This is a genomic window from Luteibacter sp. UNCMF331Sha3.1, assembly GCF_900109915.1.
GTDB lineage: Bacteria > Pseudomonadota > Gammaproteobacteria > Xanthomonadales > Rhodanobacteraceae > Luteibacter.
Genome location: NZ_FOBU01000001.1, coordinates 1,831,234 through 1,847,024, shown reverse-complemented (window position 1 = coordinate 1,847,024; position 15,791 = coordinate 1,831,234). Strand labels below are relative to the sequence as shown.

General features: G+C 67.9%; 14 protein-coding genes. 6 read left to right on the top strand and 8 right to left on the bottom strand.

Annotated elements, in window-relative coordinates:
* Positions 1–81: 81 nt before the first annotated feature.
* Positions 82–1,263, top strand: coding sequence for an NO-inducible flavohemoprotein (gene hmpA / locus BMX32_RS08075; RefSeq protein ID WP_089976658.1), 1,182 nt, complete (start codon positions 82–84; stop codon positions 1,261–1,263).
* A gap of 6 nt (positions 1,264–1,269) precedes the next feature.
* Here hmpA and BMX32_RS08070 read toward each other — a convergent pair whose 3' ends face one another.
* Positions 1,270–2,217 (bottom strand): alpha/beta fold hydrolase, encoded by a 948-nt coding sequence (locus BMX32_RS08070; protein WP_089976655.1) that lies wholly within the window; start codon positions 2,215–2,217, stop codon positions 1,270–1,272.
* Between the two features lie 217 nt (positions 2,218–2,434).
* Between BMX32_RS08070 and BMX32_RS08065 the strand changes: the two genes are divergently transcribed.
* The 3 genes from BMX32_RS08065 (at position 2,435) to BMX32_RS08055 (ending at position 5,039) form a co-directional block, all read left to right on the top strand.
* Entirely contained in the window at positions 2,435–3,313 is an 879-nt protein-coding gene (locus BMX32_RS08065; RefSeq protein WP_089976653.1) for a LysR family transcriptional regulator, read from the top strand.
* An 86-nt stretch (positions 3,314–3,399) separates the two neighbouring features.
* Entirely contained in the window at positions 3,400–4,266 is an 867-nt protein-coding gene (locus BMX32_RS08060; RefSeq protein ID WP_089976652.1) for a hypothetical protein, read from the top strand.
* An 8-nt stretch (positions 4,267–4,274) separates the two neighbouring features.
* On the top strand, positions 4,275–5,039 hold the full coding sequence (locus BMX32_RS08055) for an SDR family oxidoreductase (protein ID WP_089976650.1): 765 nt from the start codon (positions 4,275–4,277) through the stop codon (positions 5,037–5,039).
* 7 nt (positions 5,040–5,046) lie between these two features.
* On the opposite strand, the gene BMX32_RS08050 is transcribed toward BMX32_RS08055, so the two are convergent.
* The 3 genes from BMX32_RS08050 to BMX32_RS08045 form a co-directional block, all read right to left on the bottom strand.
* Entirely contained in the window at positions 5,047–6,732 is a 1,686-nt protein-coding gene (locus tag BMX32_RS08050; RefSeq protein WP_089976647.1) for a hypothetical protein, read from the bottom strand.
* Positions 6,733–6,819: 87 nt separating this feature from the next.
* Positions 6,820–6,972 carry a hypothetical protein gene (locus tag BMX32_RS18635; protein WP_170843592.1) on the bottom strand — a complete coding sequence of 51 codons (153 nt, stop codon included), beginning with the start codon at positions 6,970–6,972 and terminating at the stop codon, positions 6,820–6,822.
* A gap of 122 nt (positions 6,973–7,094) precedes the next feature.
* A complete protein-coding gene (locus tag BMX32_RS08045; RefSeq protein ID WP_089976644.1) occupies positions 7,095–9,305 on the bottom strand; it encodes a toll/interleukin-1 receptor domain-containing protein in 2,211 nt (736 codons plus the stop codon).
* Between the two features lie 222 nt (positions 9,306–9,527).
* On the opposite strand from BMX32_RS08045, the gene BMX32_RS08040 reads away from it, so the two are divergent.
* Positions 9,528–10,424: a LysR family transcriptional regulator gene (locus BMX32_RS08040; RefSeq protein WP_089976641.1), complete on the top strand. Its 897-nt coding sequence runs from the start codon at positions 9,528–9,530 to the stop codon at positions 10,422–10,424.
* A 9-nt stretch (positions 10,425–10,433) separates the two neighbouring features.
* Here BMX32_RS08040 and BMX32_RS08035 read toward each other — a convergent pair whose 3' ends face one another.
* Positions 10,434–11,456, bottom strand: a complete 1,023-nt coding sequence (locus BMX32_RS08035) for a L,D-transpeptidase (protein ID WP_089976638.1) — start codon at positions 11,454–11,456, stop codon at positions 10,434–10,436.
* Between the two features lie 173 nt (positions 11,457–11,629).
* Here BMX32_RS08035 and BMX32_RS08030 point away from each other — a divergent pair, with 173 nt between their 5' ends.
* The gene (locus BMX32_RS08030; protein ID WP_089976635.1) at positions 11,630–12,289 is read left to right on the top strand and encodes a glutathione S-transferase family protein; all 660 of its coding nucleotides are present in this window, start codon (positions 11,630–11,632) and stop codon (positions 12,287–12,289) included.
* On the opposite strand, the gene BMX32_RS08025 is transcribed toward BMX32_RS08030, so the two are convergent.
* From BMX32_RS08025 to BMX32_RS08015, 3 genes are all read right to left on the bottom strand, one after another.
* Positions 12,290–13,861: a methyl-accepting chemotaxis protein gene (locus tag BMX32_RS08025; RefSeq protein WP_089976633.1), complete on the bottom strand. Its 1,572-nt coding sequence runs from the start codon at positions 13,859–13,861 to the stop codon at positions 12,290–12,292.
* Positions 13,862–13,975: 114 nt separating this feature from the next.
* The gene (locus tag BMX32_RS08020; protein ID WP_089976630.1) at positions 13,976–14,242 is read right to left on the bottom strand and encodes a DksA/TraR family C4-type zinc finger protein; all 267 of its coding nucleotides are present in this window, start codon (positions 14,240–14,242) and stop codon (positions 13,976–13,978) included.
* 85 nt (positions 14,243–14,327) lie between these two features.
* Positions 14,328–15,785: an alpha-L-fucosidase gene (locus tag BMX32_RS08015; RefSeq protein WP_211664187.1), complete on the bottom strand. Its 1,458-nt coding sequence runs from the start codon at positions 15,783–15,785 to the stop codon at positions 14,328–14,330.
* Positions 15,786–15,791 lie beyond the last annotated feature (6 nt).

The window sequence follows — 15,791 nt, the reverse complement described above, 5'->3', positions numbered from 1 at the left end:
ATTGATCGGCATGGACTTCATCGGCTGGCACGGTCCTTGGATCAGGAAAGCCATTCCTCACACGTCAAAAGAAGGCCAGCCATGCTCTCTACCGAACATCGTGCCATCGTCCGCGCCACCGTCCCGCTGCTCGAAGCCGGCGGCGAGGCCCTGACCACCCACTTCTACGGCATCCTGCTGAGCGAGCACCCCGAAGTCCGCCCCTACTTCAACCAGGCCAACCAGGTCACCGGCGACCAGCCCCGGGCGCTGGCCAATGGCGTGTTGATGTACGCGAAGCACATCGACCGCCTCGAAGCCCTGGGCAACATGGTCGAGATGATCGTGAACAAGCACGTCTCCCTGCGTATCCGCGCGGAGCATTACCCGATCGTCGGCGCCTGCCTGCTGCGTGCCATCCGCGAGGTGCTCGGGCCCGAGATCGCCACCGACGAGGTCATCGACGCCTGGGGCGCGGCGTATGGCCAGCTTGCCGGCATCCTCGCCGGTGCGGAAAAAACCGCCTACGACACCGTCGCCGGGGCCGAAGGCGGCTGGCGCGACGGGCGGGCGTTCCGCGTGGTGGACAAGGTGCGCGAGAGCGACGAGATCACGTCGTTCCACTTCGAACCGGTCGATGGCGGTCCCGTATACGCCCATGCGGCGGGCCAGTACATCGGCATCCGCCTGATCGTCGACGGCGTGGATGCGCGGCGCAACTATTCACTTTCCGCGGCCGCGGACGGCAAGGGCTATCGCATCAGCGTGAAGCGCCTGCCCGGCGGCGCGGTGTCGAACCATCTGCATGATGCGGTGCATGTGGGCGACGTGGTGGAGCTGTTCCCGCCATCGGGTCAGTTCGTGCTCGAAGAGAGCGAGCGGCCGCTCGTGCTGATCAGCGGCGGTGTCGGCATCACGCCCACCCTGGCGATGCTCGAACGCGCGCTGCCGAGCGGCCGGCCGATCGTCTTCATCCACGCCGCGCGCCACGGTGGCGTGCACGCCTTCCGCGACACCATCGACGCACTGGCCGAAAAACACCCGCAGCTCACGCGCCGCTATTGCTACGAGCACCCGCGCGACGGCGATGTCGCACCGGACGCGACCGGCTTCCTCGACCGGGATACGCTGGCGTCGTGGCTCCCCGCGGCACACGACATGGATGCGTACTTCCTCGGGCCGAAGCCGTTCATGAAGACGGTGCGCAACGTGCTGCGCGAACTCGGCGTGCCGGACGCGCGCGCGAAGTACGAGTTCTTCGGCCCGGCGGCGTCGCTGGACTGACGTCGCTCACGGCGTCAGCCGCTGCATGAAATCGAGGACCCGCTTCGCGATCTCGTCGTTCGCCTCGTCGAGCGCGAAGTGGCCCGCGTCCAGCATGTGGATCTCGGCCTCGGGCAGGTCGCGCCGATAGGCTTCGCCGCCCGGCGCGATGAACGATGGGTCGTAACGTCCCCAGAGGATCAGCGCCTTCGGCTTGTGCTCGCGCATCCACTGCTGCCAGGCCGCATACGACGCGACGTTGGTACGGTAGTCGTAGAGCAGTTCCGCCTGGATCTCACGCTGACCGGGGCGTGAGAGGAATGCGAACTCGTCGACCCATGTGTCGGGGTTGTAACGTTCGGGATGCGGGCTGTTGGCGATGTGCCGGAGGCGCGTGCCCTCGAAACCCACGAACGCATCGAGCTGTTCCGGATGCGCGTCGCGGTCGGCCCAGTACTTCGCGATGTTCGTCCATTTCGCGCCGAGCCCTTCCTTGTACGCATTGGCGTTCTGCACGACGATGCCGCGGATGCGCTCGGGGTGCTTCACCATGATGCGAAAGCCCACGGGGCCACCGTAATCCTGCATGTAGAGCACGTAGCGATCCACCTTGATCTTTTCCAGCAGGGCATTGGTCGTCCCGGCCAGGTGATCGAAGGTGTAGGTGTACGTGGTCGGCGCAGGCGCATCGCTGTTGCCGAAGCCCACGTAATCGGGCGCCACCACGTGATAGCGCGTCGCGAGCAACGGGATCAGCGTGTCGTACATGCGCGACGACGACGGGTAACCGTGCAGGAGCACGATCGTCGGCGCATCGGCCGGTCCGGCTTCGCGATAGAACACGCCCGTGCCGTCGACGTCCACGCGGTGATACGTGGTGGTGGTGGTGGTCGACGGAAGCGCGGCGGAGCCGGCGGACGTCGGCGCGACCGGGCTGGCCACCATCGCCAATGCGAGCAGGGAAGACCATGACATGACACTCGACCTCTCGGACGAATGGCGCCGCGGCGCCGATGGCAACTACGCCTCGATGATGTCCACCCGAGGCCGGGAATCCATTTGACACGGCGCGGGACCGCCATGGCTTGGAAGACTGAGAACGCGCGATAGCCGGAGGCTACCCTGCTGTAGTCATCCTCGATACTGATCGTTATGGATGCATCGCATCATTTATCATGATACCTTGCGAGGCATGAACATCAACGAGTTACGCGTCTTCGACGCCGTCGCACGCCTCGGCAGCATGAGCCGCGCCGCCGTCGAGCTGCATACCGTGCAATCCAACGTGACCGCGCGCATGCGCCTGCTGGAAGAGGAACTGGGTGTGCCCCTGTTGCGACGCCACGCGCGCGGCGTCGCCCTGACACCCGCGGGCGAGCGGTTCCTGCCGTACGCCGGACGCATGCTCCGCCTGATCGCCGATGCCACCGTCGCCGCCCGCGATGAAGGGGCTCCGTCGGGTCATCTGGCGGTGGGGGGACTGGAAACCACGACGGCGGTACGCCTGTCGCCGTTGCTCACGGAATACGCCCGCACGTGGCCCGCCGTGCGGCTCACGCTGACGGCCGGCACCACGGCCGCACTGGTCGACGAGGTGCTCGACGGGCGTGTCGACGCGGCATTCGTGGCCGGCCCGCTCGATCATCCTGAGCTTGCGCAGCATCACGTTTTCACGGAGCAGATGGTGCTGGTGACCTCCCGCGACGTCGCCTCGCCGGATGACCTCGCGCAGATTCCGGAACTGCGCACCATCGTCTTCCGGGCGGGCTGCTCCTATCGCCAGCGACTGGACGCGTACCTCGCTCGGCTCGGTATCGTGGTCGCCCGGCCACTCGAATTCGGATCCCTCGACGCCATCCTCAGCTGCGTCGCCGCGGGCGTCGGCGTGACCATGCTGCCCGCGGCCGTCGTCGCGGACGCGTCGGGACGGTGGGATGTACGGACGCACGCGCTGCCCGCGGATATCACACCGGTCGAGACCCTGATCGTCCATCGCGAAGACGCGTGGATGTCGAGTGCGCTGAAGGCATTCATCGATCTCAGCCGGCGCGCGGGAACCACCGCCGCGTGACCCACGCACGCCACCGTGTTTCGCAGGATGCACCAATACAGCCACGGTTCCGGCGTTAGCATCATGACACAGGCGAGACGGACGACATGAAGAACCTACTGCTTCAGACCACCATCGAACACGACGAAGACGACTGGCACATCGGTCGCTTCGGTCATCTCAAGGCGCTGCTGGAAGGCATCCGCGACGAGAACGGCGATCCCGCCTATCGCGTCACCGCGCGCAACCGCGGGGCGGTGACGGCGGACGACGAGATCCTGTCGCACCTGCACGAGACCGACTTCGACCAGCTGTGGTTATTCGCGGTGGATGTCGGCAACGGCCTGACGGCCGCCGACTGCGACGGCATCTCGCAGTTCCGCCGCAACGGCGGCGCGATGCTGGTGACGCGCGATCACATGGACCTCGGTTGCTCCATCTGCACGCTCGGCGGCGTCGGGGCGGCGCATCACTTCCACACGCACAACCTCGACCCCGATACGTCGCGTCACTGCATCGACGATCGCGAGACCTCGGCGATCTCGTGGCCGAATTACCATTCCGGCGCGAACGGCGACTACCAGGACGTCGAGGTGGTCGGTACGCCGCACCCCGTGCTGCACGACCCGGAATCGCCCACCGGCCATATCCGGTTCCTGCCGTCGCACCCTCACGAGGGCGCGATCAGCGCCCCGCCGGGCGACGCATCCAGCCGCGTGATCCTGCGTGGACGAAGCCTCACGACGGGTCGCGACTTCAACCTCGCGGTGGCGTTCGAACGCTCGCCGGACGGCGGCCGCGCGATCGCGCAGTCCACGTTCCACCATTTCGCCGACTACAACTGGGATATCGGCGCGGGTTGCCCGTCGTTCGTCTCGGAAGCGCCGGGCGATCGCATGGCGCGGCATCCGGATGCGCTGCGTGCCACGCATCGCTATGTCCGTAACGTCGCGTCGTGGCTCGGCGGGTCGTGAGGTAAGTCATGAATATCGTCGTGCTGGGTGGAAAGGGCGTCGTCGGACGCCACGTGGTGGACCGGTTGCGCAGCGAAGGTCACGAGGTGCTCGTGGCCTCGCGGTCGACGGGCGTGGATATCGTCACCGGCGAAGGCCTCGTCGACGTGATGGCCGGTGCGGACGTGGTCGTCGACGCGACGAACGCCACGTCGTTCACCACACAGGAAACCTACGATTTCTTCCGTCAGGGGACGGACAACCTGATCGAGGCCGAGCGCCTCGTGGGCGTCACGCACCACATCGCCATTTCGGTGGTGGGCACGGAGCGGATCGACGACAGCATCTATTTCCGCGGCAAGCGGTACCAGGACGCGCAGATCCGGAAATCCGGTATCCCATACAGCATCGTGCACGCGACGCAGTTCTACGAATTCCTCGTCGCCATCATCGTCTCGGCCGAGCGCGACCAGATCGTGCAGCTCGCGCCCGCGTACATCGAGCCGGTCGCGGCGGACGACGTCGCCGCCCTGATCGCGCAGCTGGCCGTCGAGGGTCCGCTGAACGGTACGGTGGAGATCTCCGGCCCCGAGCGCGAGCGCATGTCGGAGCTGATCCGCCGCTTCGTCACCAGCATGGAAGCGCCCTGCGAAGTGATCACCGATCCGCACGCCCCCTACTTCGGCGCGCGCGTGGACGACCGGACCCTGCTGCCGGGCGACGATGCGCGCCGCGCCCGGACAGGATTCGAGGCGTGGCTGGCGCAGTCGGAATACGCCAGAAGCAGCTGGTAGCGTTTCATCACAGCTTGCTGTGCTCGACGTGGCGCTCTCGCTGCATGAGCGTCCACTCCGCATGTTCCGTCAGCGCCGCTTCGCCCAGCGCGTGCAGGATCGCGCGCTGCCGGGCCGGATCGGTGGTGCGGTCCAGCGCCGCGCGCGCCGTGGCGAAGATACGCTGCATGAAGTGGTACTGGCGGATCAGCTCGCGATCCGCCTTGCGATACGCATAAGCCTCGCGCACGGCGGCGACGATCGACAGCACGGCCATCACGGTCACGAGCGTGACCTTGGCGCCTTCGTGCAACCGGGTGGCGAAAAGGGCGAGAAAGACGCTGATCGCGATGCCGCCCCAGAGGCTGACGCGGCCGACGGCGGTGGTGATGCGGTGCAGGCGCGTGCGCTCGACCGTTTTCTGCTCATAGTAATGCAACTGGCCCGATTTTCCCGATTCGCCGACCCATTCGGCGATGACTTCGCGCAGCGATGTCTCGTCGGGCTCGACCGGGTGCGTCGATGGGTACAGGCTCGCGGCCCGCATCACGTTACGGATCCATCCCAGCTCGAGATTCTGCTTCTGCAGGAAATTCTCGTGCGCGAATTCATGATCCGCCCCCGTCACGATGCCTGCGCGTCGCCAGTACGACTGGATGCGCAAACCTTCGGCGAGCGCGCGATAGTCCAGGTATTTGCGGTGCCAGCCACGGCGATGCGCGATCAGCGCCGTGGCGCCGCCCGTGGCGAAGAGCACGAGGAAAAGGTAGATCAGCGCGTTGTTCGACGGCAGGTGCGCGTAGAACGTGAATGCGATGCCCATGAGCGCGGCCACGGTGAACGTGAGCCGCAACGCCAGCAGCACACGCTGGCGGAAGTGCAGCGCGAGCCAGTCGGCCGCGTGGAAGACGTCCTCGATCCGCGCCGTGGCCTCGCAGGGCGAGCCGTGGCGTTCGCGCGGTGCCGCGCCGATGCGCGCCGCGTGGCTCGCGCATTCCGCGTTGAATTCGCCCATGCGCGCGAACATGTCGCGGAAGTCGTCGGGCATCCGGCCCTGCAGGGCCGGTACGTCGCCCGTGCGCCATCCGGTATCCAAAGGCCGGAGGCCGGGTGCGGTGCCGCCATCGGTACGCGAACAGACGACGTGGTACAGCAGGCTTTCGTTGCCTCCGCCCAGCACGTGCCGCGCATGCGCGTGACGCGCGATGAGACCCGGCGGCGTGCCGGTGAGGTGGTAATCCACGATCTGCGCCGTGCCGCCGAGGCCCGCTGCGTCGTTGCCGTCCCACAGCGCGAGCAGGATATGGCAGTGGCTTGCGATGTAGACGCCCGCGGTCGCGTACTGGCGGTCGCGCGCCTCGCCCGGCGCGTCGATCGCGTGCCGCGGCTTGTCCATCAGTCGCGGCAGCAGTACCACCTCGGCCTCGCCGCAGAGCGCGTGGAACGTTTCGCGCACCGCCGCGTCGTCGAAGTCGTCGAGGTAGAGATCGGGCGGCAGGGGCAGCGGCGCCATCAGGCGCGCGCCGCAGGCCAGCGCTTCGCGCGCGACGAGCTGATCGCCCCCTTCGGCGAGCGAGGACAGCAGGACGATGGGCAGCTGCGGGAACGCCGCCTGCAGGAGGGCGAAGAATTCGCGAACGCGGGTGCGGATGGCGTCGACCTCCCCCGCGGCGATATCGCGGTGGCTGGTGACGCCGACGACCAGTGGAATCATGGTTGCATCCGGGGAAGACGGGACATCGGTAGCGCTGGCGCGCGGGACCCGTGCGGCGACCGGATCCGGTCGCCGCAGGCGACACGGTCAGTTGTTCTTCACGCCGGTGTTCTTCGTCACGCCGGCCTGCAACGGATCGTCCGGGTCTTCCGGTGCGCGCTCGTGCGCGCCCTTCGGCTCGTCGTCGTCATCGGGCGCGGCGCGCCGGTCGTGCGGGTTGTCGCTGGGCAGTTTGGCCATGATGGTCTCCCGTATGCGTGGGCAGGTATCCGATACGTGGTGCGGCATGCATGCTCATGCCCCATCGGTCGCGCTCCCCGGGCCAGTACCTCGCGCTGCATGCGGCCCGTCATCGAAACATGTCAGCGCGCAAGTCCTCCGGCGTCCGCCGTGGCGAGCTGGCGTGGAAAGGCCTCGTTCGGCGGGTAGTCGACACCGTGCTCCCGAAGCAGGGCGACCAGTGCGACGTCGCGATAACCCCCGGCGCGCAGACGGTCGATCAGCGGCGCGGCATCCTGCTTGCGCTCCAGTCCGAGCAGCGCCTCGGCGCGCAGGGCGAGCAGGCGCGGATCGTCCTTCCCGCTTTTCGCCGCCGCCGTATCGCGGAACGCGTCCACCCGCAACGCGTGCGCGGCGCCAGCGTCGTTCGTCGCGGCCGCCTGCGCGAGGCGGGCGGTCGCCACCGCGAGCACCGTCGCACGATCGTCGGGCTGCTTCTCGCGTAATGGCATCAGCAGGCGGAGGGCCGACTGCGCCTGCTGACGCGCGATCGCCACGTCGCCCAGTGCGCGCGACTGCGCGGCGCGCTCGGTCAGGGTTTCGGCGTATTCCCGTTGCCACGCGGTATTCGTCGGGTCCTTTCGCGTGAGCTGCGTGAAGATCGCCTCGGACTTCGTCGACAGCCGCACCGCGGCGAGAAGGTCGCCGGAGAGACGACGCAGGCGCGCGAGCTGCGTGCCGTACAGCGCGATCTGTTCCTGCAGGTCGGTGTTGCTCGGGTCCAGTGCCGCCAGTTCCGTGGCTTCGTCGACCGAGCGCTGCAGGCGTTCCATGCCGGAGGCGACGTCGCCCGCCAGCGCCTGCGTGCGCCCGAGGATCGCCTGCACCGTGATGAGGTTGCCGCGGCGGTCGATGTTCCGCGGATCCGCCTTCGACAGCCGCGCCTGCAGGCGCTCGTCGAGCGAATACTTGGCGATGGCGTCGCCGAGGTCGCCGCGCATGAGCGCGAGCTTGCCGAGGTTGTTGTAGGCGGAGCCGAGCGATTCGGCCCATTCGCCATTGCCCGGCTGCGTGTCCACGAGACGTCGCATCAGCACCAGCATGCGACGGTATTGCACGTCGGCGTCGTCGAGCTGACCGCGCATCTCCATGACGTGCCCGATGTTGTTGTCCACCAGCGCCAGCTGGAACGTCAACGCCGGATCGTCGGCGGCATGCTCGAGTGCGCGCTGGAGCACCGCCTGCGATGCCGCGTAGCTTTGCTGCGCTTCGTCCAGCCGACCCTGCCGCCAGTACACGACGCCGATGAACGCATGCACCTCGGCGAACAGGCGCTGGCTCTCCGGGTCCGTCGGCTTGCCGCCGGCCAGTCGCGCCGCGAGCGGCAACGCCATCCGGTAAGACGCGAGCGCATCGCCGAGCTGGCCCTGGTCCAGGCGGACGCTGCCAATCTTCTCCAGTGCGGTGACGCGCTGCGCGAGCGCGCGCTCGCCGACCTCGTCGGGCGGCTGGGCCTGGAAGTAACGGATGGCGCGATCGTCGACCGCCGCCATCACGTCGAGGCGAGCGACCTGGGCGAGCTTGTCGTTGAGGTCGCCGAGCATGAACGCGACCAGATCCTCGGCCTCCTTCTGCCGTCGTTCCGCGGCGCTGCGCGCCACCCAGGCCTGTACCGCCAGCGCCGTGGTGATGGCCATGACCACCGCCGCCGCCGACGCCAGCACCACCGCGCGCCGGGCGCGGCGCTGGTAGTCGCGTCGTTTCAGCGCATCGAGTTCGATGCCGAGCATGCCCGCGACCAGGCGGTACTTCGCGTCGGCCCTGCTGTCCTTGCCAGGCCGCACGTCGGCGGCCATCGGCTCGACGCTATCCGGTGCGCCGTCGCCGTCCGCGTCCCAGCGCTCGCGCAGGGCCGGCGCGAAACATTCCTCACTCTCCCGCCCCGCGATCAGGCTGGCGTTCGGTTCGCCCGCGACGATCAGGCAAAAGACGCGGTCGCCGCGGCCCAGGCGGCGGAACGTGCGGACTTCCTCGTCCACCCAACGCGACGCCGCGGCGTCCGGCGAACAGATCACGATCAGGCTGGACGATTGCGTCAGCGCCTCGCTCACCGCCGCGCTGAGGTCGCTCGTGCTCGCCAGCTCGTCGCTGTCGCGGAAGATCGGCGCGAGGCGTCGCGGTATGGGGCCGAACCTCGTCGCGCGCCCGACCAGGCGGCGCGGTATCGCGTAGGTTTCCAGCGCCCGGTGCAGCCAGCGCGCCCAGGACTCGTCCCGGTGGCTGTAGCTGACGAAGGCGCGGTACCGGCATGCCGGAACCACGGAAGCCTGAGTCGTCACACGCGTCGTTCCCATGGGCCTGGCGCTCCTTCGCACGAGTGTCGGCCTCCACGCGGCGTGGAGGTCGGGCGTTGGCAGCCGGACCCTGACGGTTGCCCATTTACGCTAGCACCAATTTATGTGACGTGCGTCACGCTTTCACCCCTTCTGCACGTTTGCGGCCAGCGGGCGCGTGCACGACTTACCCTTGCCGAAAAAGCCGCGTATAAGCAGGTAATACCCCCGCCATGCGCAACGATGAACATCACGCTCGACGAGATCCAGAATTTCATCGCCGTCGTCGACACTGGCTCGATCACCAGCGCAGCGCAGCAGCTCGATCAGACGGTGTCCGCCGCGAGCCGCACACTGGGCCGTCTCGAACAGAAGCTGTCCACCACCTTGCTCCGCCGCACCACGCGCCGGCTCGAGCTGACCGACGAAGGCGAGGCGTTCCTCGAACGTGCACGAGAGATCGTCGCGGCGGTCGAAGGCGCGGAGGAACAGATGGCATCGCGAAGGAGCCGCCCCGCCGGGCGCCTCCGCATCGATGCCGCGTCACCCTTCATGCTTCACGTCGTGGCCCCATTGATCGCGGGATACCGGGAGCGGTACCCCGATGTCGAGCTGGAACTGCATTCGACCGAGGGCTACATCGATCTGCTGGAACGGCGCACGGACGTCGCGCTGCGCATCGGAAAGCTCAAGGACTCCACCCTGCATGCGCGACCGATCGGTACGAGCCGCGTGCGTTGCCTGGCCAGTCCCGGCTATCTCGCGAAGGCGGGCACGCCGCGCAAGGTCGCCGACCTCGCGAAGCACTCGCTCCTTGGCTTCACGGAACCGGATTCGCTGAATCACTGGCCCGTGCTCGACGACAAGGGGCAGAGCGTCCACATCAAGCCGACCATCGGCTCGTCCAGCGGCGAGACGCTGCGCCGGCTCGCCCTCGCGGGCAACGGCATCGTCTGCCTGTCCGATTTCATGACGCGCACCGATCGCGAAAGTGGCGCACTCGTGCCCGTGCTGGAGAAGCACTGGGCGAACCAGCTTCAGCCGATCAACGCCGTGTACTACCGCAACACGGCGATTTCCGCGCGCATTTCCTCGTTCGTTTCGTATCTCGCCGAAGCCGTCGGGGACAGCGGCTTCTGATCGCGTCGCTCAGACCCCCGGCGGGTTCGAATCGATCACCTGCACCTTCGGGCCGGTCGTTCCCGAATCCACGCTTTCGTCGGTGGCGAGGAGCACGGAGCCGGGCCGGAGCAGCGGAACGACCTTTTCCATGAACTCGCGCGGCACGGCGACGCGGTCGACCAGCGCCTGCGTCACGACCTTGCCGGCCTCGTCGCCGTGGCCCGGGATGCCGATCGTGATCCAGTTGGGCATCGCCAGCCCATCGTGCTCGGGCATGTAACCCGCCGCGACGATGAAGGCATGCGTGCCGACGAGCGGGTCGGTGACCTGCACCCTGCTGCGGCCGATCTCGATGCCGTTGCGCATCACGATCACGCGACCGTCGGCCACGCTGAGCACCATCGAGATCGGTCCGACCGGCGACGCGTCGGGCGTCCAGCGATAGGGCTGACCGTCGGCGAGCGGTTCGAGCGCGAGATCGGCGCCATTGCGCGGATCGATGGGGATCACGGCGCTGGGGTGCACGACAGATACCGGGGCCGTGCCCTCCTCCGCGACGACGACGGTCATGCCCATGTTCGTGGCGTCGAACAGCACGCGCGCGAACTCCGTGGGCATGTGCACGCAGCCGTGCGATTCGGGGTAGCCGGGCAGGCCGCCCGCGTGCAGCGCCACGCCGTCCCACGTCAGGCGCTCCTGATACGGCATGGGCGCGTTGTCGTACTTCTTCGAGTGGTGGTCCTTGTCCTTCTGCAGGATCGTGAACACGCCCGTCGGCGTTTCATGGCCTTTCTTGCCGGTGCTGACCGTGGTGACACCGATCAGGATGCCGTTGCGATACACGTACGCGCGCTGCTCGGTGAGGCTGACGATGACGGCCATCGGACCCGGCGACTTGTCGCGAGCGCCCCAGATCCACTGACCCGGCTTCAGCGCCGAGGGCGGCGTATCGGCCGGGCTCGACTGCAGCGAGCCCCAGATGGGCACGGCGGCCTGCGCGGTCGACGCCAGCGCGACGGACAGCGCGATGCTTATGAGCAGACGTTTCATGGCGACTCCTTATCCCCGATGGGCCGGAGGGTAACGGCAGCGGGTCCGCACGCGCGAGTATGGATCGGCCGCGATTTGGATCGCAGCGCGTCCCGCACCCAGGCGTGTGATCATCGCCCTGTCGAAACCGGCACCCCCCGTTCGACGTGTCAGGAAGCCCAGAAGGAATTCCGATGACCCTGAAACTCTACGCCCATCCGTTTTCGTCGTATTGCCAGAAGGCGCTGATCGCGCTCTACGAGAACGCCACGCCGTTCGAGTGGAAGATGCTCTCGCCGGAACACCCCGACGTCTATGCCGAATTCGCGGACCTCTGGCCGCTGAAGCGGTTTCCCGTGCTGGTCGACGGGAAGCGCACCGTGCCGGAAGCGAGCTGCATCATCGAGTACCTCGACCTGTTCCACCCGGGCCCGGTGCGCATGGTGCCCGAGGACCCGAAGACGGCGCTCGAGGTGCGCGCGATGGATCGCTTCTTCGACAACTACATCTCGACGCCGCAGCAGCGCATCGTGTTCGACGCGATACGGCCCGAAGGCCAGCGCGACGCGCGAGGCACCGCCGAAGCCCGCGAGATGCTCGACGCGGCCTACGCCTGGCTCGACCGGCACATGGAAGGGCGCGAATGGGCCGCGCTGGACCGGTTCACGCTCGCGGACTGCGGTGCCGCGCCGTTCCTGTTCTACGCCGATTGGACGCACCGCATCGATGCGGGTTTCGCCAACGTCCACGCGTATCGGCGGCGCCTGCTCGCGCGCCCTTCGTTCGCACGAGCCGTGGACGAAGCCAGGCCCTACCGCTCGTTCTTTCCGCTGGGCGCGCCCGATCGCGACTGATCAGGCGGCGTCGCCCGCCATCGAGAAGTACGCCATCTCCGAGCGCAGGGTCTCGGCGCTCTCGCGCATCGCGCGGCTGGCACCCGCCGCCTGGTCGACGAGCCCGGCGTTCTCGCGCGCCGCGGCGTCGATGCCGGCGATGGCTTCACCGACGCGGGCGATGCCGTCACGCTGACCGCGCGTGGCGTCCATCACCGAAGCCACCATGGTCTCGAGGCCCGCCACCCGCTGACCGATCTGCGAAAGGACGTCCGCCGCGCGGTCCACCGAGGCCGCGCCCGCCTGCACGGCGTCGTCGCTTTCCGAAATCAGACCACGGATGTCGCGCGCGGCGGCGGCGCAGCGCTGGGCCAGCTCGCGGACCTCGTAAGCCACCACCGCGAATCCGCGGCCGTGTTCGCCGGCCCGGGCCGCTTCCACGGCCGCGTTCAGCGCGAGCAGGTTCGTCTGGAAGGCCACCTGGTCCACGAGGTCGAGCACGTCGGTCATGCGCTGGCTCGTGCGCCGGATGGCGTGCATGTTGTCGATGGCGGCGGTGGCGATGTCCCGCCCTTCTTCCGTCAGCGCGCGGGTCTCGCCGACGGCGCCATTCGCCTGTGCCGCCTGCCCCAGCCCCGAGGCGACCGCGCTCGCCATGTCCCGCATCGACCGGGTCGTGCGATCCACGTGCGTCGCCTGCTGACGGGTGCGCTCGTGCAGCGCGTCGTTGCCACGCTCGATGCCGGAGGCGGCGGTCGCGACGAGCACGGCGCGGTGGCGCACGTGCGAGACCACGCGCACCAGTTGCGAATCCATGTGCGCGAGCGAGGCGAGCAGGCGGCCCACCTCGTCGTCGCGGCCCGCATCGATGCGCTCGCCGAGCCGGCCATCCGCGATCGACGCGGCGACGTTGGCGGCCTGCCGCAAGCGCCTGCCGAGCGACAGGATGATGGCGATATCGACGACGCTCGCCAGCAACAGCGCGACACCGAGCAACACCGACGACCAGACCGCGCCGCGCTGGATGTCGCGATGCTGCGCTTCGACGGCGGCCTTGCCGCCATCCAGCGCCAGCGCGAAGAGGTTGGAGAAATCGCTCTTCAGCGGCACCACGGCCGATTGCACGTCGTTGGACAGCTGGAGCTGCGCGAGGTCGTACTGTTCGGCCTTGAGCAATGCGAGCACGGCATCCACCGCCTCGTCGGCGGCCTTGCGATGCGCCGCGGCAAGCGCCACGAGCTTCGCCTGCTCCTTCCCGAGGCCGCTCGCCTCCAGCGCTCGCCACTGCTTGCCGATGTCCTTGCGGTCGCTGCCGATGGCGGTGACCGCGTCGTCGAGCGAGGACGGCAACCGTGTCAGCGTGGCATGGACGAGCGCGTCGAGCAGGTCGTTGTAATCGTTCTGGATACGCCCGACGTCCGCCACGGGCGCCAGCGTGCCGGCGACGACGGAGCGCAGCCGCTCGTCGGCGGCACGGAGCTGAAGGCCTCCGACGATCCACAGGGCGAGCAGCAGCAGGATCGTGCCGGCCATCCGGAGGACGAGGCGGGCGCGCAGGGTCAGCGTAGGGAGGGAGGCACGGGGAAAACGCATGGGGAACTCGGGCGAGCGGGGATGCCCCGATGTCGGCCGCCCCGCCCCGAACCTTTAGCGTTTTTCGGCATATTTCTGTTTTATGTCAATCACTTGCAAAACGCGTGACACGCGTCAGCGTAGCTGGCTGTCCTTGCTGCCCCGGCGGTTGTAGCCCGCGAACGCGGCTTCGTCGTGATCGGCGGCCTCCTGGCAGGCGACGCACAGACGCGCGCCCGGCACGGCCTGCCGCCGCGCTTCCGGGATCGGGTTGTCGCATGCCTCGCAGCGCTCGAGGCTCGGCCCTTTCGAGAGACGACTACGGGCGCGCTCGACCGCGTCGTTCACGGTCGCGTCGATCTGGTCCTGCACGGCGGTGTCGCCCGCCCAACCGGTTGCCATGACACACCTCCAGGGACTCGCCCCATCGTCTGAAGATGGTGGCAAGCCATTGGTTTTAAAGGCGTGACGGTATCGTCGCGGGGAATTATCCGCGCGGTTCGTCGTAGAGACCGAACTCGACGATCCCGGGCTGTCTGCCCGTGACGGACAGGCGCACGCGCTTTGCCGTGGCCGGAGCGATCTCGTGGAACTGGTAGGGCTCGGGCGTCGCGCCCGCGGCGATGCCGATCCACTTACCGTCGCGCTCGATCTCGACCTTGTACGACACGATGCGGCTCGCGTCGCCGTAACCCTCACGCCCCCGCGCTTCCACGATCGACAGCGTGTTGAACGTCGTGGGGGCATCGAAGCGCACCTCGATCCACGCCTCCGTCGTGCCGCGATCGGCAAGCCAGTACGTGCGGAAGTCGTCGTCGAAGGCCTGGTCCGGGCCGACGGCCTCGTCGCTCGCGCTGGCCCACGCGGGGCGCCCCGCCGCGAGATCCGGCGTGGTGATGGTGACCGGGCGCGCGATCTTCGCCGCGGGGCCGGGGTTCTTCCACAGCGCACCGATCTCCGCGAGGCGCGCCACGGCGTTGTCGTCGAAGCGTCCGTCGCGGTTGGGCGCCACGTTGAGGATGAGGTTGCAATGGTTGTCGTTGAAGGGCTTCAGCCAGTCGTCGACGATGGTGCGCGCGGCAGCGAGTTCCGACGTGGGGTACGTGGTTTTCCAGAACCAGTCGCTCTGCAGCGTGGTACCCGACTGCGACGGCACGGGGCTGTTCGCGGGAATCTTCTGCCCGGCGTGCTGCTCGTATTGCTTGATGTCCGTGTAATAGAGCGCGGTGCCGGGGTAGCTTCCCGCGTTGTGGTCGGTGAGCAGGCAATCCGGCTGCAGCGACTTCACGAGATCGTAGATCTCGCGATAGGCGAGCTCCGCGTACGAGATGCGCGACCACGAAGCGTTCCATCCGTCGAGGATCAACGCCGTCAGCGGCCCGTAGTTCGTCAGCAACTCGGTGATCTGCGCCTTGATGAGCGCGATCTTCTCCGGCGTGACGGTGCGCGCGCGGATGTCCTGGCGCAGGTCGAGGATCGAGAAATACAGGCAGACCTTGAGTCCGGCCTTGCGGAACGAATCCACGTAGCGCCGCACCACGTCGTGCGGGTAGGACGACTGCATGACGTTGGCGCTGGACGTCTTCGTCGGCCAGAGGCAGAAGCCGTCGTGATGCTTGGTCGTCAGGCACGCGTAACCCATGTTGGCGCTCTTCGCCGCGCGCGCCCACTGGTCGGTGTCCAGATGCTTCGGGTTGAAGAGCGTCGGCGAACGCGTCGGGTCGCCCCACTCGCGATCCTGGAACGTCGCCATGTTGAGATGGATGAACATGCCGAACCGCAGGTCGAGAAACGCCTGCTGCAGGGTGAGAAGGCGATCCGGATCGACCGCCACGTGACGCATCGCCGGAGGTGTCGTACCCGCCACGGCCTGCCACGCCGTTCCCATGCCACTGCCGAAGGCGCCGACGACGGCCAGCGCCTTCGCGAACTCACGTCGATTCAATGCTCC